This window comes from Cupriavidus sp. D384, from assembly GCF_001652915.1.
Lineage (GTDB): Bacteria > Pseudomonadota > Gammaproteobacteria > Burkholderiales > Burkholderiaceae > Cupriavidus.
The window spans coordinates 229,199-254,278 of sequence record NZ_BBQI01000009.1; the positions used below are offsets into that span (position 1 = coordinate 229,199).

General features: G+C 66.0%; 26 protein-coding genes. 15 read left to right on the forward strand and 11 right to left on the reverse strand.

The features are described from left to right. The first annotated feature begins 223 nt into the window (after positions 1–223). The 3 genes from thiL to A9J21_RS04440 all read left to right on the forward strand — a co-directional run bounded on the left by thiL (position 224) and on the right by A9J21_RS04440 (position 2,437). Complete coding sequence (thiL, locus tag A9J21_RS04430) at positions 224–1,204, forward strand: thiamine-phosphate kinase (RefSeq protein ID WP_066732283.1); 981 nt, start codon at positions 224–226, stop codon at positions 1,202–1,204. Positions 1,205–1,306: 102 nt separating this feature from the next. Next, complete coding sequence (locus A9J21_RS04435) at positions 1,307–1,888, forward strand: phosphatidylglycerophosphatase A (protein WP_066732285.1); 582 nt, start codon at positions 1,307–1,309, stop codon at positions 1,886–1,888. Between the two features lie 51 nt (positions 1,889–1,939). Further along, a complete protein-coding gene (locus A9J21_RS04440; RefSeq protein WP_066732287.1) occupies positions 1,940–2,437 on the forward strand; it encodes a CinA family protein in 498 nt (165 codons plus the stop codon). Between the two features lie 71 nt (positions 2,438–2,508). On the opposite strand, the gene pyrF is transcribed toward A9J21_RS04440, so the two are convergent. Beyond that, positions 2,509–3,327: an orotidine-5'-phosphate decarboxylase gene (gene pyrF, locus A9J21_RS04445; RefSeq protein WP_066732290.1), complete on the reverse strand. Its 819-nt coding sequence runs from the start codon at positions 3,325–3,327 to the stop codon at positions 2,509–2,511. Between the two features lie 224 nt (positions 3,328–3,551). Between pyrF and A9J21_RS04450 the strand changes: the two genes are divergently transcribed. Both A9J21_RS04450 and corA read left to right on the forward strand, forming a co-directional pair. Beyond that, positions 3,552–4,436 (forward strand): DMT family transporter, encoded by an 885-nt coding sequence (locus A9J21_RS04450; RefSeq protein ID WP_066732292.1) that lies wholly within the window; start codon positions 3,552–3,554, stop codon positions 4,434–4,436. Positions 4,437–4,911: 475 nt separating this feature from the next. Next, positions 4,912–5,874, forward strand: a complete 963-nt coding sequence (gene corA / locus A9J21_RS04455; protein WP_066732294.1) for a magnesium/cobalt transporter CorA — start codon at positions 4,912–4,914, stop codon at positions 5,872–5,874. A gap of 89 nt (positions 5,875–5,963) precedes the next feature. Here the strand turns inward: corA and mtgA are convergent, their stop codons facing one another. From mtgA to mpl, 8 genes are all read right to left on the reverse strand, one after another. Further along, positions 5,964–6,665: a monofunctional biosynthetic peptidoglycan transglycosylase gene (gene mtgA / locus A9J21_RS04460; RefSeq protein WP_066732505.1), complete on the reverse strand. Its 702-nt coding sequence runs from the start codon at positions 6,663–6,665 to the stop codon at positions 5,964–5,966. Between the two features lie 82 nt (positions 6,666–6,747). Then, positions 6,748–7,626, reverse strand: a complete 879-nt coding sequence (gene aroE, locus A9J21_RS04465; protein WP_066732295.1) for a shikimate dehydrogenase — start codon at positions 7,624–7,626, stop codon at positions 6,748–6,750. Beyond that, positions 7,626–8,531, reverse strand: a complete 906-nt coding sequence (locus A9J21_RS04470; protein WP_066732297.1) for an energy transducer TonB — start codon at positions 8,529–8,531, stop codon at positions 7,626–7,628. Before A9J21_RS04470 ends, aroE begins: the two co-directional genes overlap by 1 nt. A 150-nt stretch (positions 8,532–8,681) precedes the next feature. After that, positions 8,682–10,820 carry a ribonuclease catalytic domain-containing protein gene (locus A9J21_RS04475; RefSeq protein ID WP_066732299.1) on the reverse strand — a complete coding sequence of 713 codons (2,139 nt, stop codon included), beginning with the start codon at positions 10,818–10,820 and terminating at the stop codon, positions 8,682–8,684. Between the two features lie 164 nt (positions 10,821–10,984). Next, the gene (gene fabG / locus A9J21_RS04480) at positions 10,985–11,725 is read right to left on the reverse strand and encodes a 3-oxoacyl-ACP reductase FabG (protein WP_066732301.1); all 741 of its coding nucleotides are present in this window, start codon (positions 11,723–11,725) and stop codon (positions 10,985–10,987) included. Next, positions 11,722–12,372 (reverse strand): chorismate lyase, encoded by a 651-nt coding sequence (locus A9J21_RS04485; RefSeq protein ID WP_066732302.1) that lies wholly within the window; start codon positions 12,370–12,372, stop codon positions 11,722–11,724. Before A9J21_RS04485 ends, fabG begins: the two co-directional genes overlap by 4 nt. Then, positions 12,369–12,968 carry a YqiA/YcfP family alpha/beta fold hydrolase gene (locus A9J21_RS04490; RefSeq protein ID WP_066732309.1) on the reverse strand — a complete coding sequence of 200 codons (600 nt, stop codon included), beginning with the start codon at positions 12,966–12,968 and terminating at the stop codon, positions 12,369–12,371. Before A9J21_RS04490 ends, A9J21_RS04485 begins: the two co-directional genes overlap by 4 nt. Before the next feature lie 17 nt (positions 12,969–12,985). Then, a complete protein-coding gene (gene mpl / locus A9J21_RS04495) occupies positions 12,986–14,365 on the reverse strand; it encodes a UDP-N-acetylmuramate:L-alanyl-gamma-D-glutamyl-meso-diaminopimelate ligase (RefSeq protein ID WP_066732313.1) in 1,380 nt (459 codons plus the stop codon). 149 nt (positions 14,366–14,514) lie between these two features. Between mpl and A9J21_RS04500 the strand changes: the two genes are divergently transcribed. From A9J21_RS04500 to A9J21_RS04545, 10 genes are all read left to right on the forward strand, one after another. Further along, the gene (locus A9J21_RS04500; RefSeq protein WP_066732507.1) at positions 14,515–15,198 is read left to right on the forward strand and encodes a UDP-N-acetylmuramate--alanine ligase; all 684 of its coding nucleotides are present in this window, start codon (positions 14,515–14,517) and stop codon (positions 15,196–15,198) included. 59 nt (positions 15,199–15,257) lie between these two features. Next, complete coding sequence (locus A9J21_RS04505; protein ID WP_066732315.1) at positions 15,258–15,812, forward strand: TlpA disulfide reductase family protein; 555 nt, start codon at positions 15,258–15,260, stop codon at positions 15,810–15,812. Positions 15,813–16,052: 240 nt separating this feature from the next. Further along, complete coding sequence (gene aroQ / locus A9J21_RS04510; RefSeq protein WP_066732317.1) at positions 16,053–16,532, forward strand: type II 3-dehydroquinate dehydratase; 480 nt, start codon at positions 16,053–16,055, stop codon at positions 16,530–16,532. A 141-nt stretch (positions 16,533–16,673) separates the two neighbouring features. After that, the gene (accB, locus tag A9J21_RS04515; protein WP_066732319.1) at positions 16,674–17,135 is read left to right on the forward strand and encodes an acetyl-CoA carboxylase biotin carboxyl carrier protein; all 462 of its coding nucleotides are present in this window, start codon (positions 16,674–16,676) and stop codon (positions 17,133–17,135) included. 114 nt (positions 17,136–17,249) lie between these two features. Continuing rightward, positions 17,250–18,617 (forward strand): acetyl-CoA carboxylase biotin carboxylase subunit, encoded by a 1,368-nt coding sequence (accC, locus tag A9J21_RS04520; protein ID WP_066732320.1) that lies wholly within the window; start codon positions 17,250–17,252, stop codon positions 18,615–18,617. 44 nt (positions 18,618–18,661) lie between these two features. After that, entirely contained in the window at positions 18,662–19,573 is a 912-nt protein-coding gene (gene prmA / locus A9J21_RS04525) for a 50S ribosomal protein L11 methyltransferase (protein ID WP_066732321.1), read from the forward strand. 9 nt (positions 19,574–19,582) lie between these two features. Beyond that, entirely contained in the window at positions 19,583–21,460 is a 1,878-nt protein-coding gene (locus tag A9J21_RS04530) for a DUF3426 domain-containing protein (protein WP_066732323.1), read from the forward strand. A gap of 76 nt (positions 21,461–21,536) precedes the next feature. Beyond that, a complete protein-coding gene (gene tpx / locus A9J21_RS04535) occupies positions 21,537–22,037 on the forward strand; it encodes a thiol peroxidase (RefSeq protein WP_066732325.1) in 501 nt (166 codons plus the stop codon). Between the two features lie 105 nt (positions 22,038–22,142). Beyond that, positions 22,143–23,090, forward strand: a complete 948-nt coding sequence (locus A9J21_RS04540; RefSeq protein WP_066732326.1) for a carbohydrate kinase family protein — start codon at positions 22,143–22,145, stop codon at positions 23,088–23,090. A 65-nt stretch (positions 23,091–23,155) separates the two neighbouring features. Beyond that, positions 23,156–23,623: a hypothetical protein gene (locus tag A9J21_RS04545; protein WP_066732328.1), complete on the forward strand. Its 468-nt coding sequence runs from the start codon at positions 23,156–23,158 to the stop codon at positions 23,621–23,623. Positions 23,624–23,850: 227 nt separating this feature from the next. Here the strand turns inward: A9J21_RS04545 and A9J21_RS04550 are convergent, their stop codons facing one another. Both A9J21_RS04550 and A9J21_RS30640 read right to left on the reverse strand, forming a co-directional pair. Then, on the reverse strand, positions 23,851–24,513 hold the full coding sequence (locus tag A9J21_RS04550) for a histone H1-like DNA-binding protein (RefSeq protein WP_066732330.1): 663 nt from the start codon (positions 24,511–24,513) through the stop codon (positions 23,851–23,853). Positions 24,514–24,549: 36 nt separating this feature from the next. After that, entirely contained in the window at positions 24,550–24,843 is a 294-nt protein-coding gene (locus A9J21_RS30640) for a hypothetical protein (protein ID WP_231906800.1), read from the reverse strand. Positions 24,844–25,080: the final 237 nt, after the last annotated feature.

Genomic DNA, 25,080 nt, shown 5'->3' on the forward strand with positions numbered 1-25,080 from the left:
TCCGATCGGTGGAGCCGCACTGAATAACGCTGGGAGATCACGGGCCGGCTCCACGAACCCGTTGTCTCCGCTTGTACGCGCTTTTGATTTGCACGCTAAAGGATGGCGCATTTTATATTGTGAAAAACTATTTCACAATGGGCGTTTTGCGCGGGGCACCTTTGCGTTTCGGTACAATATGCCGCATGCCGATGGGCTTGACCAGCCGGTATGCTCCCACCTCATGCCAGATCCCACCCCCGCTTCCCTGTCCGAATTCGATTTGATTCGCCGGTTCTTCACGCGTCCCGTCCAAAAGGCCGCGCTGGGAGTGGGCGATGACTGCGCGCTGATCGATGCCCGGCCGGGCCACCAGCTCGCCATCAGCACCGACATGCTGGTCAGCGGCCGCCATTTCTTCCCTGACGTGCCGCCTCGCGCACTTGGACACAAGGCGCTGGCCGTGAACCTGTCGGACCTGGCCGCCATGGGTGCCGAGCCGCGCGCGTTCACATTGGCGCTGGCGTTGCCGGAAGCGGATCCGGCCTGGCTCGAAGCATTTGCCGGCGGCATGCTGGCACTGGCCGACGACCACGGCTGCGAGCTGATCGGCGGCGATACCACCAAGGGGCCGCTGACGCTGTCGATCACGGTATTTGGTGATGTGCCGCCGCGCCAGGCGCTGCGCCGCGACGCCGCGCGCCCTGGCGACGACATCTGGATTTCCGGCACGCTCGGCGATGCACGCCTTGCGCTGGGCGACTGCCGCGGCGAATGGCTGCTGCCAGAGCCTGATTTCACGGTGATCCGCCCACGCATGGACACGCCCGCCCCGCGCGTGGCGCTGGGCATGACGCTGCGTGGTGTGGCCCATGCTGCACTTGATATTTCCGATGGCCTGATCGGGGACCTGGGTCATATCCTGGCGCGCTCGTCGGTGGGCGCGATCGTGGATGTCGACGCGCTGCCCCGATCCGAGATTCTTGGCGCTCAGCCGTTGCCATTGCAGCGCGAATGCGTGCTGGCCGGCGGCGACGACTACGAACTGTGCTTCACCGCCCCGATGGGCAACCGCGAGGCCATCGCCGCCATTGGCCGGCAACTCGGCCTGCCGCTGACCCGTGCCGGTTCGATCACATCGGAGCCCGGCCTGCGCCTCGTCGACGCCAATGGCGACCCGTTCACGTTCACTGGCACGTCGTTCGATCATTTCAGCGCCCCCTGACACATCGCGTGCAAGCCGTGTCATGATTCCAGCCATGCGTGCAACAGGGAGAGTTGCAAGCTTGCGCGCCATATATCACTAGAAAGTCGAGCCAGGTTCTTGATGTCCGCTTACCCCCCCGGGGCCGCGCCGCGCGACCCCGCCAATCCTGCCGAGCCCGTCACGCTGGAAGCCGGCCAGACCGCCAGGGTCATGCGCCCGACCGCCCGCTTCATGCTCGGCCATCCTGCCCGCCTGATCGCGCTGGGCTTTGGCTCCGGCCTGTCGCCGGTGAGCCCGGGCACGGTCGGCACGCTGTATGGCTGGCTGTCGTATGTCGTGATCTCGATGTGGATCGAGCCGAATACGTGGCTGTGGATCATCGCCGGCGGGTTCCTGGTCGGCATCTGGGCCTGCCTGCGCACCGCGCGGGACATGGGCGTGTACGACCACGGCAGCATGGTCTGGGACGAGATCGTCGCCTTCTGGCTGGTGCTGGTGTTTGTCATGCCCACCGGCTTCTGGGGCCAGTTCGCCGCTTTCCTGTGGTTCCGCTTCTTCGATATCGTCAAGCCGGCGCCGATCCGCTACTACGACCGCACGCTCAAGGGGCCCGGCTTCACGGGGGCGTTCGGCGTGATGTTCGACGATATCTTCGCGGCGTTCTATACGCTGCTGGTCTTTGCCCTGTGGCGCTCGTTCTGAGCGCCCATCCCTTTCGTCATCACATCACCAGGATCCCGGGGAACCGTCGCCATGTCCGTCAGCCGCCTGCTTGACCAGCTCGCCATCCAGGCCGGAGTCACCCTCGCGGAACGTTCGCTCATGCTGGCTACCGCCGAGTCCTGCACGGGCGGGCTGGTGGCGGCGGCCATCACCGATGTCTCGGGGTCGTCGGGCTGGTTCGAGCGCGGCTTCGTGACCTATTCGAACGAAGCCAAGACCACCATGATCGGCGTGCCCGCCAAGCTGATTCGCGACCATGGCGCGGTCAGCGAGGAAGTGGCCCATGCCATGGCCGAGGGCGCGCTGCTGAACAGCCGCGCGCAGGTCTCGCTGTCGATTACCGGCGTGGCCGGGCCAAACGGGGGCTCGCCCGAAAAGCCGGTGGGCATGGTGTGCTTCGGCTGGAGCAACCGCATCACCACCCGCACCGAAACCCAGCGCTTCAAGGGCGACCGCGCCCAGATCCGCCGCCAGGCGGCCGAGCACGCGATGCGCGGGCTGATCGAGATGATCCGGAACGAGGAATAAAGGCAGTACCGCCGGAATACCCGCGGCGTTTCTCCCCTCACCCGGCCGGGCAAGGGAACGGGCGTCAGCGATCAGCCGTGGCGGTAACGGTTGATCGTCTCGCGCGTCTGCAGCGCCACGTTGCGGGCTGCGGCGGCAAAATCCTTGTCACGGCTGGCGTACAGGATCGCGCGCGAGGAATTGATCATCATGCCGGTGCCGTCGGCCGTCCGGCCAGCCTTGACGGTGGCCTCGATGTCGCCGCCCTGGGCGCCAATGCCCGGGATCAGCAGCGGCATGTCGCCCACGATCTGGCGCACCTTGGCGATTTCGTTCGGGAACGTCGCGCCCACCACCAGGCCCATCTGGCCATTGGTATTCCAGCGCTCGCGCGCGGCCTCGGCCACCACCTGGTACAGCGGCTTGCCGTCGACCTGCAGGAACTGCACGTCCGACCCGCCGGGATTCGACGTACGGCACAGCACGATCACACCCTTGCCCGGATGCGCCAGGTACGGCGACATCGAATCGAAACCCATGTACGGGCTGACGGTCACCGCGTCGGCCTTGTAGCGCTCGAAGGCCTCGATTGCGTAGTGCTCGGCCGTCGAGCCGATATCGCCGCGCTTGGCGTCGAGGATCACCGGAATCCCGGGATGGGCGTCGTGGATGTACTCGATCAGCTGCTCGAGCTGGTCCTCGGCACGCTGCGAGTGGAAATAGGCAATCTGCGGCTTGAAGGCACAGACCAAATCGGCCGTGGCATCGACGATTTCCCGGCAGAACGAAAAGATTGCGCCGCCAGTGCCGGTCATCGACAGCGGCAGCTTGGCCGGGTCCGGATCGAGCCCGACGCACAGCAGGGAATCGTTTCGCTGCCAGGCATTGGACAGCAGCTCGGTAAAGGTCATGGGATGCTCGGTGTTCGGGTGAAGCCGGCGGCCCGGCTGTGTTCGACAGTCTTCACAGCATAACGCGGGTAGGCACCGGCCGGTTGGCGCGGCGGGGCGAACGAGGCATTCCGCGGCGCGCCGTATGGCGTGGGCGGCATTCTACCTGCTGGCGTGCTATTGTCTGGAGCTTCCGCTTAAAAGAAGCGACCCCGTCACATCCAGGTCGCCATATCACCAGAGCCATGCATCTCGACCGCCGCGGTCTCATCCTGCTCGTCATCCTGACCATCGCCTGGGGCCTGAACTGGCCGATCATGAAAGTCGGCGTCGCGCACTTCCCGGCCATGGGATTCCGGCTGCTTTGCATGGCCGGCGGCCTGGTGGCGCTGGGCCTTGCCCTGAAGCTGCGCGGCGATTCGCTGCACGTGCCGCGCCAGGCCTGGGCAACGGTGGTCAAGCTGGCCATCCCGAACATGGTGATCTGGCATTTGTTCGCAATCTGCGCGGTCAAGCTGCTGTCGTCGGGCCGGGCCGCCATCCTGGGCTACACCATGCCGATCTGGGCCGTGGTATGGGGGCTGCTGATCTTCCGCGAGCGGATCGCGCTGTCGGCGTGGATCGGCATTGCCTGCGCGCTGACCGGCACCGTGCTGCTGCTGTCGGGCGAGATCGCCGCGCTGACCGGCAGCCCGGCCGGCACCTTGCTGATGCTGGTGGCGGCCGCCGGCTGGGGCTTCGGCACCCAGTTGATGAAGCGCACGCAGATCGATGTGCCGATCGGCGCGCTGACCTTCTGGATGCTGGCCGTCACGCTACCGTTCCTGGCCGTCGGCTCGCTGCTGTTCGAGACCGGCTGGCGCATGCCCACCGGCATCGAATGGGCCGCCATCGCCTACAACGCCGTGGTGGTCTTCGCGTACTGCCACCTGGTCTGGTTCGCGCTGGCGCGCAGCCTGCCGCCCGTGGTATCGAGCCTGTCGATCATGTTCATTCCGGTGGTGGGCGTGTTCTCGGGCATGTGGCTGCTGGGCGAGACGCCCCACTGGCAGGACTACGCGGCCATCGTGCTGATGTTCGCGGCGCTGTCGTCCGTGATGCTGGCCCCGCTGCTGCGGCGGCGCCTGTGAGCAACACCGGCGCAGAGATTTCGCTTAACAAGCCCCCCCGCGTTGGATTACACTCGCGGCCATCAGAATCCCGGAGAACCTACGTGGGCAGTAGCATCGGGTGTTCGGGTTGTAGCGGCCAGGCCGCGTCATCGCCGGATGCCATGTCACTGCGGGCTGCGTAACGCCGATCCGCGCAGGGCTTTTTGCCCCGCTCGTCGCCGTACTTGCCCGCAGACACCTGCGGGTGAGTGTGTCTTTCCGTTCCTCCTGCGGCCGCCTACAGGCTGCCGCGCGCTGCGGATCTTCCCTCCCCCCGGCTTGCCAGCCAGATACAGGCAACAGGCAAACGTCATCGCCTTGCAACGGACCCGGCATCCGCCGTCCGCACGCAGCGCGATCACGCTTGCCGGCCGCCCCATGGTCGCTTTGCTGGCGATGCCTTGCCTGCGCCTGTTTCCGGACATCGCGCAATCAGTAACAAGGAATCCAAGGGATGATCAATCTGTTCGTCCTGCAGAAAGGTCGGCTCGCCCAGGAGCAGGTCGACGAGCGCAATGAGCTGCTGCAGCACAAGCCCATCTGGATCGACGTGGTCAGCCCCGACGACGAGGAATTGGCATGGATCAAGGAAGCCTACGGCGTAGTCCTGCCGGAACTCGAAGACCTCGGTGACCTAGAGGCATCGGCGCGCTATTTCGAGGGCGAGGACGAGAATATCCATATCCGTACGGACTTCCTGCTGGCGGAAGACGAGGCCTCGCGCAACGTGCGCGTGGCGTTCGTGCTTACGCGCGACGTCCTGTTCTCGATCCACGACGAAGACCTGCCCGTGTTCCGCCTGGTGCGGCTGCGCGCCCGGATGCGACCCGGTTCGGTGCGCAACGCCAAGGACGTGCTGATGGATCTCTACGCGACCGACGCCGAGTATTCGGCCGATTCGATCGAGGAGATCTACGAGCGGCTGGAAGAAGCCAGCCGCCGCGTGCTGGCCGAGAACGTGACCGATGCCGCCGCGGCTGACGTGCTCGAGACCATCGCGCGCGAGGAAGACTTGAACGGCCGCATCCGCCGCAACGTCATGGATACGCGCCGCGCGGTGTCGTTCCTGATGCGCAGCCAGCTGCTGTCTGCCGAACAGCAGGACGAGGCGCGCCAGATCCTGCGCGACATCGATTCGATCGAGAACCACACCGCGTTCCTGTTCGACAAGATCAACTTCCTGATGGATGCCACGGTCGGTTTCATCAACATCAACCAGAACAAGATCATCAAGCTGTTCTCGGTGGTGTCGGTGGCACTGATGCCGCCCACGCTGATTGCCAGCATCTACGGCATGAACTTCAAGCTCATGCCGGAGCTGGACTGGGCCATCGGCTACCCGTGGGCCATCGCGCTGATGGCCGTGTCGGCGGCAATTCCACTGGTGTATTTCAAGCGCAAGGGCTGGCTCAGCTGAGCGGGCGCCTGCCCCCCGTCCCGCAACGCGGGACCGGGGTTGGGGGCGCGGGCAGGGCCGTTCTGCCTGCCGGCCTCTCCCCCGCGCCGCTAATCCGGCAGCGTGGCCGCGCCCATGCGCCGGGCGATGATCGATGCCTTGACGCGGAAGTTCACGCGCACGTTGGCGCAGTATTCCTTCTTGTCGAAGCACTTCGGCGCAGGCAGCGCCGCCGCCAGCCGCGCGGCCTGGCCCACGGTCAGCTTCGACGCCGAGGTGTGGAAGTAGTGCTGCGCGGCGGCCTCGATGCCGAACACGCCCTCGCCCCATTCCACCGAATTCAGGTAGATCTCGAAGATCCGCTGCTTGTCGAGCCAGAATTCGAGCATCCACGTGATCGCCAGCTCCTGGCCCTTGCGAACGTAGTATTGCTCCGAAGACAGGAACAGGTTCTTGGCAAGCTGCTGGGTAATCGTAGATCCGCCACGTTCGATATGGCCGCGCTTCTTGTTGCGCTCCCACGCGTCCAGCATCGCGTCGAGTTCGTAGCCGGGATGGTTGACGAAGTCGGCATCCTCGCTGGCAATCACCGCGCGCTTGATGTTGCGCGACATCTGGTCATAGCCCACCCACTTGTGGTCGATCGAGCAGCTCCAGAAATTGAAGCCGCACAGGCGCCAGCGTTCGGCGCGCATGAACGACGTGGATGACGGATTCAGATACTGCCAGGCGGCAATCTGCAGGAAGAAGTACAGCTGCAGGGCCAGCACGCCGATGATCAGGCACTCGCCCAGATAGCCGACCCAGCGCAGCGGACTGGCCGCGCCGGATACCCTGGCCGGTGCGCGCGCGGCGCCGCTTCGCTGGCGTGCCAAGTACGGCTCCGCGCGGGGATCAGCGGGCGGCTTCGGCCTGCAGCGCGGCGCGCAGCTCGGCCAGGACCGGGGCGGTGCTCGGACGCACGCCGCGCCAGTTGTAGAACGCCTCGGCGGCCTGCTCCACCAGCATGCCCAGCCCGTCGGACGTGCGGGCGCCGCACTTGGCCGCGTAGGCCAGGAACACCGTCGGCCTGGCGCCGTACATCATGTCGTAGGCCAGCACGCCCTCGCCCAGCAGGTAGTCGGGCACCGGCGGCAGTTCGCCTTGCAGGCTGCTGGCCGATGCGTTGATGACCACGTCGCAGCCCTCGTCCTCGGACAGTGCGTTCAACGCGTCCAGACCGCCCGCCCACAGTTCCACGCCGTACTGGTCGGCCGCTTCCACGAACTGCTCGACCATGTCGCTGGCCTTCTGCGCCGTGCGGTTGGCAACCACGATCCGCGCCGGGCGGCATTCGATCAGCGGCAGCAGCGCACCCATGGCCGCGCCACCGGCGCCCAGCACCAGGATGCGCTTGTCTTCCAGCAGCACGTCGAGGTTGTCCTGGATATCGCGCACCAGGCCGACGCCGTCGGTATTGTCGCCATGGATCAGCCCGTCCTCGATCCACATCGTGTTGACCGCGCCGGCGGCTTCCGCACGCGGCGTCAGGCGATCCGCCAGGTCATAGGCTTCGAGCTTGAACGGCGTGGTGACGTTGAAACCATGGCCGCCGTCGGCCAGGAACTTGCGCACGGTGTCGGCAAACGCGTCGAGCGGCGCCTCCAGGCGGTCGTATTCGACGGCCTCGCCGGTCTGGCGCGAGAACGCGGCATGAATGGCCGGCGAGCGGCTGTGCGATACGGGGTTGCCAACCACGACATAGCGGTCGGCGGATTGCTGTTCTGCGGTCATCAGCGTCCTTGCAGCCGGACGTCGAGCCCGCTGCGCGTGAACTTGAAAGTGGAAATGACTTCGAGGATGTCCTGCTTCGCCTGCATCTCCGGCGTGAAGGCGCCGAACGGTGCGGCAGCGCGGACGATCGCCACGGCCTGGCGGTCGAGCGCGGGATCCCCCGAGCTCTTTGCCACGTCGATGGACTCGATGTTGTAGCCGTCGCGGTTGTAGCCCAGCTTGCCCTGGCGGTTCACGTTGATCACCAGGATCAGCTGGCCGTAGAGTGGCTTGCCGCTCTTCTGCGGGAAATCGCTCGTGCCGCGCGCCTCGATCTTGCGGCGCAGGCGGTCGTAATACTGCGCGTAATCCACGCTCTGTGCACTGGTGGCCGTCAGCTGCATGCGCTTGGGCCGCTTGGCGTAGTGCTCCAGGTTGCGGCCGATCTCGGCTTCGAGCTTGGCCATCTCGTCGGTGGAGGTGCGCTCGTCCTGCCCGCGCGTCGGGGTGTCGGCGCGCTGCTCGCCCGGCTTCATGGGCTGGCTGCGTACCGATGGCGCGGCCTCGCGGGCCTGCGTCATCAGGCGGCGCTGCTCTTCCTCCAGCTCCTGCAGCCGGCGCTGCGTCAGCTTGACGAGGTCGCCCTCCTTCGATTCGGTCTGCGCCGGCAGCGGCGTGGTGGCGCGCTGGGCATCGTGGTCGCCGCCGCCATCGAGGTTGGCCTGCGCCAGCACGGTCGGGTTGCGCGGTTTCTCGGCGGATTTCGAGTTCACCAGCACCACGTCGAGCTGCGGATCGGAACGCTTGATCTCGAACACCTCCGGCGCGGCAATCCGCACCATCAGCAGCACCGCATGGATGGCCACGGACACGGCAAGCGCCTTGACCAGCGTGCTGCTGGATTGCCACCAGTCGCGCGGATGCATGTGGCGGGGAGCTGGGAGAACGGCGTTCACGATGGGTCAGGAACCTGGACGGTCGTTATGGGGGGCTCGCTCGAACACCGGCCACCCCACGGCAGAGGGGGGCCGGAACCGACTTCGATTGTACGGGAGCCGCCCCGTTTACCGAAGGACTCAGGCGGGGGGGTTGGCGCCGGTGTCGCGTGGCGCCGACGCATCGTCGCCATCCAGGCCCGCCTCCGCGCTGGCGCCACCCTCGACTGCGGCTTCCGAGGCATCTTCGGCAGCCGCATCGGCTGCGGCTTCGGCGGAAACCTCGGCCAGTTCCTGACCTTCCTCCTGGCCTTCCTGCTGGTCGTCGTCGCTGTCGCCCTCGAGCTCTTCCTCGGGTACCTCGCCCTCGCCGGCGAAGACTTCCAGCACACGGCACGACACTTCGAGCGAAATCTCGTCGGTCGACGCAATTTCCAGCAGCACCTGGGTACCGCGGTTGGCCTGCGCCAGCTCCGGCACGCGCGTTACCAGCGGAATCTCGGTGAAGCGCACCGCGCCGTCCTTCAGCACGGTAGCCATCAGCTTGTCGCGGTTCTCCTGGGCCAGCCAGCGCAGGCACCAGTAGCGTTCCATGGTCGACTGGTGGTCGGCATAGGCGGCATAGGTGCCTTCGAAATCGGCCACGGCCGCCAGCAGGTCGGCGTCCTTGGGCTTGAACGGCGCCACCAGCTTCGCCGTGACGCCATGCTGGGCCACCGCCAGGATCTGCCACTGGTTGACCAGATCGACATAGCGCCGCAGCGGCGACGTGCTCCATGCGTACTGCGCCACGCCCAGGCCTTCGTGAGGCGCCGGGTAGGTCTGCATGCGCGTACGGTGCATGCCCCAGGCCTTCTGCGTGCGATAGATGCCCGGCACGCCGTGGTCGGCCAGCAGCTTGCCCCACGTGCTGTTCGCCAGGATCATCAGCTCGGCCACGATCTTGTCCAGCGGCGATCCGCGGCGGCGCTGCTCGATGCGCACGCGCTCGCCGCCACCCGCCACGGGGTCGATATAGAAGTTGAAGTCCGCGCGATTGTGCGTTTCCGGGCGCAGGCCGCTTGCCAGTCGCGCTTTCTGGCGCTCGTCATGCAGGTGGTTGGCCAGGCGGAACAGCTCGGTCAGCGCCTCGCGGAACGGGTAGTCGCCCGTGCCGGCGGCCAGCGCCTGCTCGGTCACCACGTCCTCAAGCAGGTTGTGACGCAGGTTGGCAGCGATCGGCACCAGCTCGGCGCGCGTTTCGCTGCCAACGATGGTCACGCCGTCGGGGCCGTCCATGTCCACCGTCACATAGAGCGACAGGGCCGGGCAGGTGCGTCCTTCCTGCAGCGTGTATTTGTCCACCACGCTGTCGGGCAGCATGGTGATCTTGTCGCCCGGGAAATACACGGTCGACAGGCGATGGCGCCCGATGGCGTCGAGCGGCTCGCCGCGCCGGATACCGAGCCCCGGGGCGGCAATATGGATACCCACCCGCAGCTTGCCGTCGGGGGTGTGCGTCACCGACAGCGCATCGTCGATTTCCGTGGTGGTGACATCGTCGATCGAGAATGCCTGGACGTCGGCCACGGGCAGGTCGCCGGCGGGCTGGGGCACGTCCACGTCGGGGAAGCCCGTGCCCTTCGGGAAGCATTCGGCCAGGAACTTGGCCTCGTGCAGCGCGCGCGGGCTTTCCACGCCGCCCACCGCCACCATCAGCCGCATCGGCGTCATGCCCAGCGCGGTGCAGGCGGCATCCATGGCCTTGTATTCGAGGCTGTTCTTGTCCGGCTTGAACAGAAGCTGCAGCACCTTGCCGCGGAACGCGTCGGGCAGCTTGCGCGCCTTGAGCTGTTCCTCGTATTCGGCCTGCACCAGCATTTGCTGCTTCTTGCGCTCCACCGCGGCCAGCGCGGCCTTGAGCTGGTCTTCCGGGGCGCGCATGTAGCGGCCGCGGCCCTTGCGGCGGAAATAGACGGGATTGCCATGCAGCGCCATGGCAAGCGCGGCCTGCTGCACGGCGCCGGCATCGGCACCGTAGTATTCGGCGGCCAGCTCGCCGAAGCCGAATTCCTCGGCCGGCGCGCATTCCCAGAGGAAGTCGAGATCGATCTCGGCGGTCAGTTCGCCGGTTTGCCGCACCATTTCGATTGCCGAAGGCTGGGCAAACTGCAGCAGCACGTCCTTGGCCTTGACCTTGGTGCGCTTGCCCGCAGGCAACTCTACCTGGTAGGCCTCGCCCTGTTGGGCAAGTACGGTGCCGGCGCGAATCTCGCCGCCTTCTTCGAACAGCAACTGCATGGATCGGTACTTTCAGAAGTGCCGGGACAGGCTGGCGTGGAGTGCGCTACCGTGCGCAAAACGCCACCTGTCCAGGCGGATATACGACCCGGGATGATACCGCACCGCGCCTTGCGGCAACGGCGGCACTCCCGGGCCAGAAAAGGCCAGCCGGGCCGGGCGGGTCAGAGCGACATGCCGCCGCTGGCCTCGATCGTCGTGCCGTTCACATAGCTGGCGTCGTCGCTGGCAAGGAATGCGTAGATGGCGGCAATCTCGGACGGCTCGGCCAGGCGGCGCATCCAGCAATGTTCCTTCATGCCGTCCAGCACCTTTTCCGGCACGCTCTGCAGGATCTCGGTGTTCACAAAGCCCGGGCAGACCGCGTTCACGCGCACGCCCTTGGGGCCCAGTTCGCGGGCCCAGGTCTTGGTGAAGCCGATCACCCCGAACTTGCTCGCCGCGTAGTTGGTCTGGCCGAAGTTGCCATACAGGCCAACCACGCTCGACGCGTTCAGGATCACGCCCTTGCCCTGCTCCGTCATGACGGCGGCCACGGCCTGGGCGCAGTGGAACACGCCCTTGAGATTGACGTCGATCACGGCGTCGAACTGGGCTTCGGTCATCTTCGCCAGCCGCGCGTCCTTGGTGATGCCGGCGTTGTTGACCAGGATGTCGATGCGGCCATGGCGCGCCAGCGTGGCGGCGACCACGCCATCCACTTCGTCGCGGCTGGTCACGTCAACCTTGTGCGCGTCGATGCTGGCGCCGGTGGCGGCCAGGCGTTCGGCGGCCTCGCGCACACGTGTTTCATTCACATCGCAAAGCACAAGCTTCGCGCCCTCGGCAGCAAAACGCTCCGCCGTGGCAAACCCGATACCGGCGGCTGCACCGGTGATGATGGCGACCCGTCCTTCCAATTTCATGATGCTTGTCTCTCTTCCTTGCTGTGTGTGTCGATACGGCGGGGCAGTCTGGTGCCGCCCGCGCCAATGTTGGCAGGCGCGGCCCGTGCCAGCAGGTCTGGCAGAAAGACCTCTGTCACGAGCATGGCGCCGCCGCCGCGCCGGAATACCGAACGCCGCGCAGGCAGCATCGGCACCGACGCAAACGCCGGCAACACCCGCTGCAGCGCCTGGCGCAGCGGGTGGTTGATGGAAAGTCGCGCGAACTGGAACGGATCGCGCCGCACACGCGGGTCCACGAACAGCGCACCGCCCAGCGGACGGTTGCCCAGCCCGCGCAGGAAGGGCCAGTCTCGCCTCGCCCGCCAAGGATCGACGATGGTATGGGCGAACACCGCGGGCACATCGTCGCAGATCAGCAGCACTTCACGTGTAATGGCCGGTACCGGGCGGATCAGGCCCAGCGCCTGCCATTCGTCGGCAAACGGCAGTTGCGGCGCCTGCGCCAGACGTTGCACGCAAAAGCGTGACGATGCCGACATCAACCGCGCCGTCAGCGAGCCCTCGCCGGTAATCCAGCGGCGCTGGTTCAGCGGAATGGCCGCGTCATGCGGCAGATGGGCGTGCCAGGCGGCGCGCAGGCCCTGGAGGCCGCTCGCGGCCGTCATACCTGGAGTTTTCCGACCGGTACATAGCCGCAGAAGGACAGTACATCGTCGACGTAGTCCTCGAATTCGCTGATGCCGTGGTCGCTGCCTTCGATGATGCGGATATTGGCGCCCGGGCAGGCATCTACCATCTCGCGATAGTCGAGCACCTCGTCGCCAGTGGCGGCCAGCAGGTAATAGCGTTCGGGCCGCGTGATGGCGTCCACGCGCAGCGCCAGCAGTTCCTGAAGGTGTTCGGGGCGGACCACGACCGAGCCGCCCCCGTGGTACAGCGGCTGCTCGCCCAGGTATTTCTCCAGGTCGGTCCACGGATGGATGGCCGGATTGAGCAGCACGGCGCGGCAGCCGTGCTTTTCGGCCAGCCAGCGCGCGTAGAAGCCGCCCAGCGACGACCCGACAATGGCGATATCGGTCTCGCCACCGGCGCGGGCGCCGCGGATGGCAGCCTCGGCCTGGGCAATCGCCTCGGACGGCGACACGTTGAGCATCGGGCAGGCGAAATACTTCTCCAGCCCCCACGCGCGCATCCGGTCCTGCACCAGCCGCGACTTCATAGACTGCGGCGAGGAGCGAAAACCGTGCAGGTACAGCAGCATGTGATGTCCTACCGTTGTCAGGCGCGCGCCTTGATGGCGTCGAGCAGCTTCTGGTGGACGCCACCGAAGCCGCCGTTGCTCATCACCAGTACCTGGTCGCCGGGCTGCGCGGCGGCGGTGACCGCAGCCACCAGCTCGCCCAGGTCCTGGAAGGCGGCGGCCTTGTCGCCCATCGGCGCCAGTGCGTCACCCAGGTTCCAGCCCAGCGCATCCTTGCCGGACGGCGCGCCATAGCCGAACACCAGGTCGGCGGCTTCGAGGCTGGCCGGCAGCTGGGCGGCCATCACGCCGAGCTTCATCGTGTTGGAACGCGGTTCCAGTACGGCCAGAATGCGGGCGTTGCCCACGCGGCGGCGCAGGCCGTCGAGCGTGGTCTGGATGGCGGTGGGATGATGCGCGAAATCGTCATAGACCGTAATGCCGTCAGCCACGCCACGCACTTCCATGCGGCGCTTGACGTTGGCAAAGCGGCCCAGCGACTCGATGGCCTGGGCCGGCGGCACGCCCACGTGGCGCGCGGCGGCAATCGCGGCAATCGCGTTCATGCGGTTGTGCGTGCCCTGCAGGTCCCAGACCACGGTGCCCTGCAGTTCCTCGCGGAAGTACACGTCGAAGGCGTCCTTGCCAGCCGGCGCGGCCGTGCGAGCATCGCCCTCGCGCCAGTCGCCCATGCCGAACTGCTCCACCTCGCTCCAGCAGCCGCGCTCCAGCACGCGGGCCAGCGCCGGCTCGTTGCCGTTCACGACCAGACGGCCCTGCCCCGGCACCGTACGCACCAGATGGTGGAATTGGGTCTCGATCGCCGCAAGATCGGGGAAGATGTCGGCGTGATCGTATTCCAGGTTGTTCAGGATGGCCGTGCGCGGGCGGTAGTGGACAAACTTGCTGCGCTTGTCGAAGAAAGCGGTGTCGTACTCGTCGGCCTCGATCACGAAGAAGTCGGATTCGGTCAGCCGGGCCGAGATGCCGAAGTTCTGCGGCACGCCGCCCACCAGGAAGCCCGGGTTGTAGCCTGCGTCCTCGAGCAGCCAGGACAGCATCGACGTGGTGGTGGTCTTGCCATGCGTGCCAGCCACGGCCAGCGTCCACTTGCCGTTCAGCACGTGTTCGCCCAGCCATTGCGGGCCCGACACGTACGGCAGGTTGCGGTCGAGGATGGCTTCCATAAGCGGGTTGCCGCGCGACACCACGTTGCCGATCACGTACAGGTCGGGATTCAGCGACAGCTGCTCCGGATCGAACCCCTCGATCAGTTCGATGCCCTGGGCTTCGAGCTGGGTGCTCATGGGCGGGTAGACATTGGCGTCGCAGCCGGTCACGCGGTGACCCGCCTGTCGCGCCAGGACCGCAAGGCCGCCCATGAACGTACCGCAGATGCCAAGGATATGAATATGCATGGGAGCTTCGGGAATGCGTGGGGCCGCGGCGGCCGGGCCGCGCGGCACTGGAAAGAAGGCTCTGATTGTACCTGCATGCGCGGGGTTCCCCGGGCTGCGCCACCGTGCCACAGACTTCGTCGAACGGCCATGCGGGTATCATCGACACCATGTCCAGACGTACCCCCTCCGACCCCGCCCGCCTGCGCGAGGAAATCGCCCAGGCCGCTGCGCGCATGATCGCCGAAGATGGCGCCGATTACGCCACCGCCAAGCGCAAGGCCGCGCGCCAGCTGCTTGGCGACACCCGCGTGGCCGGCGAATGGCTACCCGACAACGACATGATCGAGGAAGAGGTGCGCGCCTATCAGGCCCTGTTCCACAGCGAGGAGCAGCCGCGCATCCTGGCCCTGCTGCGCCAGCTGGCACTGTTTGCCATGGAAGACCTGGCCCCGTTCCGTCCGTACCTGGTGGGCGCCGTGCTCAACGGCACGGCCACCGAGCATTCCGACGTCTATATACAGTGCTTCTGCGACAGCCCCAAGGACGTGGCGCTGCACCTGCTCAACGCCGGCGTGGATTTCGAGACCAGCGAGAGCCGGCATTTTGCCGGTCGGGCCGACGTGGAGACGCTGAGTTTCCTGTGGCGCGGCCAGTGGCCGGCCCTGCGCGAGGCGCGCCAGCTGGCCGGCGAGATCCGCGCCACGCTGGGTGCGCCGGTCGGCATCCATATCGCGCTGTATGATGCCAACGATGAACGCGGCGCGGCGCGGGCCGATGCCAGCGGCCGCGTGACCCGGGCCGACGCCAACGCCGTGCGCAACTTGGCCGGCGGGACCACCGGCGGCCAGTGATTCCCGGACAGGCCCATCGCCCCCTATCTATATAGAACTGTCATCAACGCCACCCGAACATGACTGCATCGACACCCGGCTCCACACCCGCTCCCCGCTCATCGCTTGTTATCTGGATCGTCGTAGCCATCGTGGCGGCGGCCGCCGGGGTGCTGGTGGCAAATTTTGCGCTGGCGCCCAAACAGGCGTCCGACCAGGCCGTTGAATCGCTGTTTCAGGCAAAAATGCCCGATCCGTCAGGCACCGAGCTGGATCTGTCGAAGTTTCGTGGCAAGACACTGGTGGTCAACTTCTGGGCCCCCTGGTGTGGTCCCTGCGTGGAAGAGATGCCCGAACTGACCGCCCTGCATGGCGAATACGCCCAGCGCAATGTCGAATTCATCGGCATCGGCATCGATTCGGCCAGCAACATCCAGGAATTTCTCAAGAAAGTACCGGTCAAGTACCCCCTTGCCGTGGCGGGCTTTACCGGCACCGAACTGGCAAAGAGCTTCGGCAATGCGCAGGGCGGCCTGCCCTATACGGTCATCATCACGCCCGAGGGCGGTGTGAAGTACCGCAAGATGGGCCGCGTCCACGCCGACGAACTGCGCAAGGAATTGCCGGGCGCCTGATAGCCCGGCACCGACGGGTTAGCCAAATAGCGGGAATTTGAGCCGATCTCCGGCCAAAACCCGCCCAACCCACCGCCAACGTGCGGGCAAACCCCCATCCACACCGGTTTTGGGGCTAAAAGGGCGCTTTCCGGGTCGGAAATGTCTTAAGGGCGACATCCAGCCTTGTATCCCGAGCTAGACAAATCCCTCTAAGCTACGGTAATCTCCGCGCAATTTCGTTGAACTGGTCGAGCCGCCGTGTCTTCTACCCCTACCGTCAGCCGCTCCGCCCGCTACCGCAAAGTGCTGGTTCTGCATGGTCCGAACCTGAATTTGCTGGGCACGCGCGAGCCGCAGACTTACGGACATACCACGCTGGCCGACATCAACGACGCGCTGGCAAAACGCGCGGCGTCCGCAGGTATCGGGCTGGACACGTTCCAGTCCAACCATGAGGGCGCCCTGGTGGACCGCGTTCATGCTGCGCGCGGCGAAGGGGTAGATCTCGTCATCATCAATCCCGCGGCCTTCACGCATACCAGCGTGGCGCTGCGCGATGCGCTGGCCGGCGTGGCAATCCCCTTTGTCGAGGTACATCTGTCCAACGTGCATCGCCGGGAGCCGTTCCGCCATCACTCGTATTTTTCCGATCAGGCGATCGGGGTGATCTGCGGCCTGGGCTGGCAGGGATACCTGCTGGCGCTGGAATACGCGCTGGCGCAGGAACAGGACAGCTGACGCCCGCACCGCATCTGCAAGAGCGAGACAACCGCGGCCTGACGCGCTTGCGTGACAGGCCAAATCAACAATGACTGACCGCCGCCGTCCCCTTCCCTGACATGAAGGTGACCGGACAACCCGATTCTGGAGGATAAGAAGATGGACCTGCGCAAGCTGAAGACGCTGATCGACCTGGTGGCCGAATCCGGCATTTCGGAGCTCGAAGTGACCGAGGGCGACGGCAAGGTTCGCATCGTCAAGCAACCGCCGCAGGTGCTGGCGCCGGTTGCCATGCCCCAGCTTCAGGCCCTGCCGCCCGCCGCTGCTCCCATGGCCGGCGCTGCCGCCCCGGCCGCCGCCGCCGAAGCCGCCCCGCAACTGCCGGCCGGCCACGTGGTGACGTCGCCGATGGTCGGCACGTTCTACCGCGCGCCGTCGCCGGGCGCCGCGCCGTTCGTGAACGTGGGCGATACCGTCAAGGAAGGCCAGACCGTCTGCATCATCGAAGCCATGAAGCTGCTCAACGAAATCGAGTGCGACAAGGCTGGCGTGATCAAGGAAATCCTCGTCGAAAACGGCCAGGCTGTGGAATACGGCCAGCCGCTGTTCGTGATCGGCTAAGCCGTCAGCCGGCTGGCGCGGCAGGCGGGCCCCCGGGGGCTCCTGCCGCATGCGTTGGCCCGGTACGCCATCCAGGCGTGCGCGGGCCCGCCCCTGTTCTCGCAGAGAGAGACCATGTTTGAAAAAATTCTGATCGCGAACCGCGGCGAAATCGCCCTTCGCATCCAGCGCGCCTGCCGCGAGCTGGGCATCAAGACCGTGGTGGTGTACTCGGAAGCCGACAAGGAAGCCAAGTACGTCAAGCTGGCCGACGAAGCCGTCTGTATCGGCCCGGCCCCGTCGCCGCTGTCCTACCTGAACATGCCGGCCATCATTTCGGCCGCCGAAGTCACCGACGCCCAGGCGATCCACCCGGGCTACGGCTTCCTGTCGGAAAACGCCGACTTTGCCGAGCGCGTGGAGAAATCCGGCTTCGTGTTCATCGGCCCGACGTCCGACAGCATCCGCCTGATGGGCGACAAGGTGTCGGCCAAGCAGGCCATGATCAAGTCCGGCGTGCCGTGCGTGCCGGGTTCGGAAGGCGCCCTGCCCGACGATCCCAAGGAAATCCTGGCAACCGCGCGCCGCGTGGGCTACCCGGTGATCATCAAGGCTGCCGGTGGTGGGGGTGGCCGCGGCATGCGCGTGGTGCATACCGAGGCTGCGCTGATCAACGCCGTCAACATGACGCGCGAGGAAGCCGGCCGGGCCTTCGGCAACCCCGAGGTCTACATGGAGAAGTTCCTCGAGAACCCGCGCCATGTGGAAATCCAGATCCTGGCCGACCAGCACAAGCAGGCCATCTGGCTGGGCGAGCGCGACTGCTCGATGCAGCGCCGCCACCAGAAGGTGATCGAGGAAGCGCCGGCACCGCACATTCCGCGCCGCCTGATCGAGCGCATCGGCGACCGCTGCGCCGATGCCTGCAAGAAGATCGGCTACCGTGGCGCCGGCACGTTCGAATTCCTGTACGAGAACAACGAGTTCTACTTCATCGAGATGAACACGCGCGTGCAGGTCGAGCACCCGGTCACCGAGATGATCACGGGCATCGACATCGTGCAGGAACAGATCCGCATCGCCTACGGCGAGAAGCTGCGCTTCCGCCAGAAGGACGTGGAACTGCGCGGTCACGCGATCGAATGCCGGATCAACGCCGAGGATCCGTTCAAGTTCACGCCGTCGCCGGGCCGCATCACCGCCTGGCACATGCCCGGCGGCCCCGGTGTCCGTGTGGACTCGCACGCGTATGATGGCTACTTCGTGCCGCCCAACTACGACTCCATGATCGGCAAGATCATCACGTACGGCGCCACGCGTGACCAGGCCATCGCCCGCATGCGCATCGCGCTGTCGGAGATGGTGGTGGACGGCATCCTGACCAACGTGCCGCTGCACCGCGAACTGATGCTCGACGCCAACTTCGTGGAAGGCGGCACCAGCATCCATTATCTTGAACACCGCCTGGCCCAGAAGGCCAACGCCCAGGGCGAGAAGCCCTGAAGCGGGGGCCAGACCGGCCCGGCTTGCAGTCTTAAAGGAAATCCGTGGCATTCCAGGAATGTGTGATCGAAATTGCGCAGGATCAGGCTGAAGCCTGGTCCGATGCATTGTTCGACCTCGGCGCGCTGTCGGTATCGGTGGAAGACGCCGACGCCGATACGCCCGACGAGCAACCGCTCTTTGGAGAGCCCGGACTGGAGCCGACGCGGCTGGCATGGAACCGCTCGCGCGTGGTGGCGCTCTTCGACGAAGAGACCGACCCCGCGCTGGTGGTGACCGCTGCCGCGAACGCGCTCGATGTCGACCCCGTGCCGGCGTTCACGCTGCGTGCGGTGGAAGACCAGGACTGGGTACGCCTGACCCAGTCGCAATTCGAACCGATCCGCGTGGGCGAAAAGATCTGGGTCGTGCCGTCGTGGCACGAGGCGCCGGAGCCCGACGCGGTCATCCTGGAACTCGATCCGGGCCTGGCCTTTGGCACGGGCAGCCATCCGACCACGCGCCTGTGCATGCAATGGCTGGAGCAGCACGTGCAGGCCGGCGAGACGGTGCTCGACTACGGTTGCGGTTCGGGCATTCTGGCCATCGTGGCCAGGAAGCTCGGCGCGGGCGAGACGATCGGCATCGACATCGACCCGAACGCAGTCGAGGCATCGCGCTACAACGCCGAACGCAACCACGTGGAAGCCAGCTTCGCGCTGCCGGAATCGGTATCCGAAGCCACCTACGACCTGGTGGTAGCCAACATTCTTTCGAATCCGCTCAAGCTGATGGCCGCGATGCTGTCGGCGCGCGTGCGTCCGGGCGGCCGGCTGGTGCTGTCCGGCGTGCTGGAACGGCAGGCCGATGAAGTGGCCGCCGCCTACGCGCCGTGGCTCGCCATGTCGGTCTGGCGCAGCGAGGAAGGCTGGGTCTGCCTGCACGGCACGCGCCCGTTGACTGCCAACCGTTCCTGATTCGTCATCATGGCCGCCGCCAAGCTCGTCACGCGCTGCCCGGCCTGCCGCACCGCGTTCCGGCTCGTTGCGGATCAGTTGCGGCTGCGCCAGGGCCTGGTTCGCTGCGGACAATGCGACACCGTCTTCGATGCGCGTGAACACCTGATCGAGGTGCCCGCCCCCGCTGCGGCTTCGGCCAAGGCATCCACAGCGGCTACGCCGACAGCACCGACAGCACCTGCCGTGACGATGGCCGCCGCGCTGGCCCATGCCGAGCGGACGCAGGCAACGGCCCGCGCGCGCGAAGACGACGCTCCGTTCCAACCGGGCTTTGATCCGGGCTACGAAGTCCCCGCGCTTGATTCGCCGACGACGATGATGTCGGAGCCGTCACCCGATGAAGAGGCTGGCGCGAATCCCGATGCGGCGGAAGCGGTTGCCGATGCCGGCGCCGCCAGCCCTGAAATCTCGCCCGAAATCTCGCCCGAAGTCGAATCGGAACCCGAATCGGAACCGGCAGTCGGGCATGCCGTCGCGCCGGAAACCGCCGATGCTGCGGCCGTCGAGACAGAAGCGCCGCAAGCCGACGTGGAACCGGTGTCCGAAACATCCACACCCGCATCAGCCGATACAGCGCCGGAAGCGGAAACCCCACTGACCGAACCGCCGCTGCCATGGCCGACGCTCGATCACTCGGCCTTCGACGACGAGCCGGTGCTGGCGCCGCAGTCGCCAGCGCCAGACGCATCGCACGCATCCCAGGCATCGCACTCCTCGCTGGACCCGGCCGCGGCATTCGCGCCGAAGAACCCGTCCGGCATGCCGCCCTACGGCGCGTACAGCGCCAGGGCCAGTTGGCCGCCGCTGCGCCCCGCCGACGCACCATCGACCCGGCCCATGGCCGAAGCCGGTGCCGCAACGCCCGACGCAACTGCGTCCGCAGATGCGAAAGCGTCGCCCGATACCGTGTCGGATGGCGCGCGCGCGAAAGAAACGACTGATTCGACTGATTCAACTGATAGCACTGACACATCGGAAGCATCCGATGTGTCCCATGTGCCTGCCGACACATCGCCCGACACGTCCGCCGATGCCTTGCCGGCGCCCGAGCCGTTTCCGCAGGCCGACCCGGTGCCCAGCGCCAGCGGTTTCCTGCGTGCCGAAGATCCAGCCGACCCCGAGGCCGAAGCCTGGGCGGCGCAGGCCAAGGACGTCATCGAACACGACCTTGGCGTCACGTTGCGCGATGGCACGCCCGACGCCGTGGCACGCGAGACCACCACGCGCCACTGGCTGAACCAGGGCTCGCCTGCCACGGCGGCCGGCACGGCAGCCAGCGGGCCGGTCTTCGCGCCCGACTTCCTGCGCCATACGCGCGATCGCGACCAGGCGCGCGCGCCCAGCGCAAAGGTGTCGATGCCGGGCAGCCGGCGCACCTGGATGCGCGCGGCAGCCGCCGTGCTTGGCCTCGGCATCCTGGTGCAGGGCATTTATCTGGCCCGCAGCCAGATTGCCGGCAGCATGCCGGTGCTGCGTCCGGTACTTGAGGCAGCCTGCGCACCGTTCGGCTGCGATGTGCCGCCGTGGCGCGATCTTGACGCCCTACGCATCGACAGCTCGCAACTGCAGAAGCAGGACGAGGCCAGCGACGTCTACCTGCTGGCGGTGACGCTGCGCAACCAGGGCCGCGCCACCACGGCGCTGCCGGCGATCGAGCTTGTCATGACCGATCTGCAGGACCAGTTGCTGCTGCGCCGCGTGCTGCTGCCAGCCGAATACCTGGAGCCCGTCCAGCGCGGCTTTGCCGCCACGGGCCTGCGCGCGGGCAGCGAACTGCCGGTTCGGGTACGATTCCGAACGCAGCAGGCGGCTGCCAATTACCGCGTGCTGATCTTCTACCCCTGAATTCCAACGCCCCCCTCGCCACGCCGGCCGGCAATGTACCGGGCCGGCGGGCTGTACTTTTCTGACAGGAGCAACCATGAGCAATGTGACCCTTGGCGGCAACGCCATCGAAGTTGGCGGCAAGTTTCCCCATGCTGGCGACAAGGCCCCGGCCTTCTCGCTGGTCGGCAAGGACCTGAAGGACGTGACGCTGGCTGACTTCGCAGGCAAGCGCAAGGTGCTGAACATCGTTCCGAGCCTGGACACGCCCGTCTGCCAGGCATCGGCCCGCAAGTTCAACGAGGCCGCCAGCAGCCTGGCAAACACCGTGGTGCTGACCATCTCGGCCGACCTGCCGTTCGCCATGGGCCGCTTCTGCACGGCCGAAGGCCTGGCCAACGTGGTGACGCTGTCGACGATGCGCGGCGCCGACTTCAAGAACGCCTACGGCGTGGACATCAAGAGCGGCCCGCTGGCCGGCGTTTGCGCGCGTGCCGTGGTGGTCGTCGACGAGAACGACGCCGTCACGTACAGCGAACTGGTGCCTGAAATCAAGCAGGAGCCAAACTACGACGCTGCTCTGGCTGCACTGAAATAATCTGTGCGGTAGAACACAGTTGCACAAGCACTTCCGCCCGTCATGCACGGGCGGAATTATTTAACGTATCTGTTGCGGCCCGTCGCCGGGCCATTTGGAGAAGAGATGTCCAGCCTGATCTGCGGTTCCGTCGCCTACGACACCATCATGACGTTCGACGGCCGGTTCCGTGAACACATTCTTCCGGACCAGATCCACATGCTGAACGTTTCGTTCCTGGTTCCCGGCATGCGGCGCGAGTTCGGCGGTTGCGCCGGCAACATCGCATATACGCTGAAGATGCTCGGCGGCGATCCGTTCGTGATGGCCACCGTGGGCCAGGACGCTGGCCCGTACCTGCAGTACCTGCGCGATCTGGGCATTGCCACCGACCACATCCGCACGCTGCCCGACACGTTCACGGCGCAGGCAATGATCACCACCGACCTGGACAACAACCAGATCACCGCATTCCACCCGGGCGCCATGGGCCAGTCGCAGATCAACAGCGTGCAGGACGCGCTTGGTGCCGGCAAGCGCCCGGCACTGGGCATCGTGGCGCCGGACAGCCGCGAAGGCATGCTGCACCATGCACAGCAGTTCGCCGAGGCGGGCATTCCGTTCATCTTCGATCTGGGCCAGGCCATGCCGCTGTTCAACGGCGAGGACCTGCGGGCGTTCATTGAACTCGCCAGTTACGTGACGGTCAATGACTACGAAGCACAGGTCATGCTGTCGCGCACCGCCTGGACCAGCGCGGAAGTGGCCGCCAAGGTTCGCGCGTTCATCGTGACGCACGGCGAACGTGGCGCCAGCGTCTTTGCCGATGGCCAGCAGTACGCCATCCCGGCCGTGCAGGCCGAGCGCGTGGTGGACCCCACCGGCTGTGGCGACGCCTTCCGTGGCGGCCTCCTTTACGGCATCGAGCAGGGCATGGACTGGGAAACCACCGGCCGCCTCGCATCGCTGATGGGTGCGCTCAAGATTGCCCAGCAGGGCCCCCAGAATCACTGGATTTCGCGTGAGGAAATCGGCAGCCGCTTTGCGGCGGCGTTCGGTTACCAATACGCCTAAGATGAAACGGTGAACCGCGCACACCGGACGACGATGAAGGGCGCGGCATTCAGACGGGAGTTGCGATGAATCAGATCCTTCGAATCGGCGGTTTCGTGGTGCTGGCCACCGCGGCCCTGGTCAGCGGCTGTGCCAACTACTCCAATTCCGGCAGCGTCTATTCACCGGGCCAGGCGCAGCGCGAGCAGACGGTGCGCTATGGCGTGGTCCAGGGTGTGCGCGAAGTCATGATTCAGGGCGGCTCCACGGGTGCCGGCACGCTGGCCGGCGGCGCCATCGGCGGTGTCGCGGCGGGCAGCACCATCGGCAGCGGCGGAGGTTCGGTGGCAGCGGGCCTGCTGGGCGCCGTGCTTGGGGGCATTGCCGGCAGCGCGGCGGAGAACCGCATCACGCAGCGCCGCGGCCTGGAGATCACGGTGCAGCTCGAAGACGGCGACATGCGCGCCATCACGCAGGAAGCCGACGAGGTGTTCCGTCCCGGCGACCGCGTGCGCCTGCTGTCTTCCGGTGGCGTGACACGCGTCTCGCACTGAAAACATTACACGCCTGTCAGAAAGAAACGCCGCGTGCCCTTGGGCCGCGGCGTTTTTCATTTGGCGTGGCTCAAGGGCCAATAAAAAACCCGCCGGGCACGGATGCCATCGGCGGGTTGGCAAGACTCGCTGTCTTGCGGACCGGATACGGCGTATCCGGTCAGTGTGGCACGCCATGCGTGCCCAGGCGCTTCCCGGTAGTGATCGCTCGCACGAAGGCGAGGCAATTACGGACGGTTGCCCGTCGGGAACGGCCAGGCCGCTGCCGGGTTCAGCGCGGTCTTGGCGGGTGCAGCAGCAGCCGGTGCAACGGCAGGAGCAGCGGCAGGCTTGGCAGCCTTCTTGCCAGCCGGCTTCTTGGCGGCAGCCTTCTTCGCAGCAGGCTTGGCAGCAGCCTTCTTCGCAGCAGGCTTGGCGGCGGCCTTCTTGGCAGCAGGCTTGGCAGCGGCCTTCTTGGCAGCAGGCTTGGCGGCAGCCTTCTTCGCAGCCGGCTTCTTGGCAGCAGCCTTCTTGGCCGGTGCGGCCTTCTTGGCAGCAACCTTCTTCACTGCGGCCTTCTTGGCCGGTGCTGCCTTCTTGGCGGCGACCTTCTTGGTTGCAACCTTCTTGGCGGCAACCTTCTTCACTGCAGCCTTCTTGGCCGGTGCTGCCTTCTTGGCGGCGACCTTCTTGGTTGCGACCTTCTTGGCGGCAACCTTCTTCACTGCGGCCTTCTTGGCAGCCGGAGCAGCCTTCTTGGCAGCAACCTTCTTCGTCGCAACCTTCTTCACAGCAGCCTTCTTGGCAGCCGGAGCAGCCTTCTTGGCGGCGACCTTCTTCACAGCGGCCTTCTTGGCGGCCGGCTTGGCAGCCTTCTTGGCGGCCGGCTTTTTCTTTGCAGCAGTTGCCATGGATAACTCCTTCACTAGCGTGAAATATCGAATGACCTAAATGGACGACCCGACCGATCCGAGGCGCATGGATACATGCCCCAATCGAGCGAGCGATTCATCGGCGCACGACAGCTTGAACCGCACGCTAATGAATTCGGTAGCAGGGATACCGCCGCGACCCGTGTCGCGCAGCGCGGTGTCTTCACGGCAGCGCGAAATCCGCGCGCTGGCTGCAAAGCCAGCGTACAGGCGGATTTCCGGGGCATGCCGTGCCCTGGAATATTCGATTGGCCCGCGCCGCCCATCGTGACGGCGCGCTGCCTGAATAGAGGAGATATCGGTCAGCAAGCCTGCAGCACGGGCTTGGCCTCGCGCACTGCAGACATCAATTCCACGGGGGTAGCTTGCCCATCCCGTCACTGGGCTACAGGAGACTGCACGCGTTGTAAGAAGCCTGATCGGCCCGGTCTGCGTCAAAGTTCTGGTGCTCCTCGGCTACCCGCATTCACTGCGACGAAGCATCGCGTCATCGTTGCTTCTTGCTTGCCTTCTTGCAACGCTCGCTTCGTCAAACACATCGATGCA

What these genes read in the sequence shown, in the direction of transcription:
- thiL (WP_066732283.1), top strand. Translation starts at nt 224, where the DNA reads ATGCCAGATCCCACCCCCGCTTCCCTGTCCGAATTCGATTTGATTCGC.
- A9J21_RS04435 (WP_066732285.1), top strand. Translation starts at nt 1,307, where the DNA reads ATGTCCGCTTACCCCCCCGGGGCCGCGCCGCGCGACCCCGCCAATCCT.
- A9J21_RS04440 (WP_066732287.1), top strand. Translation starts at nt 1,940, where the DNA reads ATGTCCGTCAGCCGCCTGCTTGACCAGCTCGCCATCCAGGCCGGAGTC.
- pyrF (WP_066732290.1), bottom strand. Translation starts at nt 3,327, where the DNA reads ATGACCTTTACCGAGCTGCTGTCCAATGCCTGGCAGCGAAACGATTCC.
- A9J21_RS04450 (WP_066732292.1), top strand. Translation starts at nt 3,552, where the DNA reads ATGCATCTCGACCGCCGCGGTCTCATCCTGCTCGTCATCCTGACCATC.
- corA (WP_066732294.1), top strand. Translation starts at nt 4,912, where the DNA reads ATGATCAATCTGTTCGTCCTGCAGAAAGGTCGGCTCGCCCAGGAGCAG.
- aroE (WP_066732295.1), bottom strand. Translation starts at nt 7,626, where the DNA reads ATGACCGCAGAACAGCAATCCGCCGACCGCTATGTCGTGGTTGGCAAC.
- A9J21_RS04470 (WP_066732297.1), bottom strand. Translation starts at nt 8,531, where the DNA reads ATGCATCCGCGCGACTGGTGGCAATCCAGCAGCACGCTGGTCAAGGCG.
- A9J21_RS04475 (WP_066732299.1), bottom strand. Translation starts at nt 10,820, where the DNA reads ATGCAGTTGCTGTTCGAAGAAGGCGGCGAGATTCGCGCCGGCACCGTA.
- fabG (WP_066732301.1), bottom strand. Translation starts at nt 11,725, where the DNA reads ATGAAATTGGAAGGACGGGTCGCCATCATCACCGGTGCAGCCGCCGGT.
- A9J21_RS04485 (WP_066732302.1), bottom strand. Translation starts at nt 12,372, where the DNA reads ATGACGGCCGCGAGCGGCCTCCAGGGCCTGCGCGCCGCCTGGCACGCC.
- A9J21_RS04490 (WP_066732309.1), bottom strand. Translation starts at nt 12,968, where the DNA reads ATGCTGCTGTACCTGCACGGTTTTCGCTCCTCGCCGCAGTCTATGAAG.
- mpl (WP_066732313.1), bottom strand. Translation starts at nt 14,365, where the DNA reads ATGCATATTCATATCCTTGGCATCTGCGGTACGTTCATGGGCGGCCTT.
- A9J21_RS04500 (WP_066732507.1), top strand. Translation starts at nt 14,515, where the DNA reads ATGTCCAGACGTACCCCCTCCGACCCCGCCCGCCTGCGCGAGGAAATC.
- A9J21_RS04505 (WP_066732315.1), top strand. Translation starts at nt 15,258, where the DNA reads ATGACTGCATCGACACCCGGCTCCACACCCGCTCCCCGCTCATCGCTT.
- accB (WP_066732319.1), top strand. Translation starts at nt 16,674, where the DNA reads ATGGACCTGCGCAAGCTGAAGACGCTGATCGACCTGGTGGCCGAATCC.
- accC (WP_066732320.1), top strand. Translation starts at nt 17,250, where the DNA reads ATGTTTGAAAAAATTCTGATCGCGAACCGCGGCGAAATCGCCCTTCGC.
- A9J21_RS04530 (WP_066732323.1), top strand. Translation starts at nt 19,583, where the DNA reads ATGGCCGCCGCCAAGCTCGTCACGCGCTGCCCGGCCTGCCGCACCGCG.
- tpx (WP_066732325.1), top strand. Translation starts at nt 21,537, where the DNA reads ATGAGCAATGTGACCCTTGGCGGCAACGCCATCGAAGTTGGCGGCAAG.
- A9J21_RS04540 (WP_066732326.1), top strand. Translation starts at nt 22,143, where the DNA reads ATGTCCAGCCTGATCTGCGGTTCCGTCGCCTACGACACCATCATGACG.
- A9J21_RS04545 (WP_066732328.1), top strand. Translation starts at nt 23,156, where the DNA reads ATGAATCAGATCCTTCGAATCGGCGGTTTCGTGGTGCTGGCCACCGCG.
- A9J21_RS04550 (WP_066732330.1), bottom strand. Translation starts at nt 24,513, where the DNA reads ATGGCAACTGCTGCAAAGAAAAAGCCGGCCGCCAAGAAGGCTGCCAAG.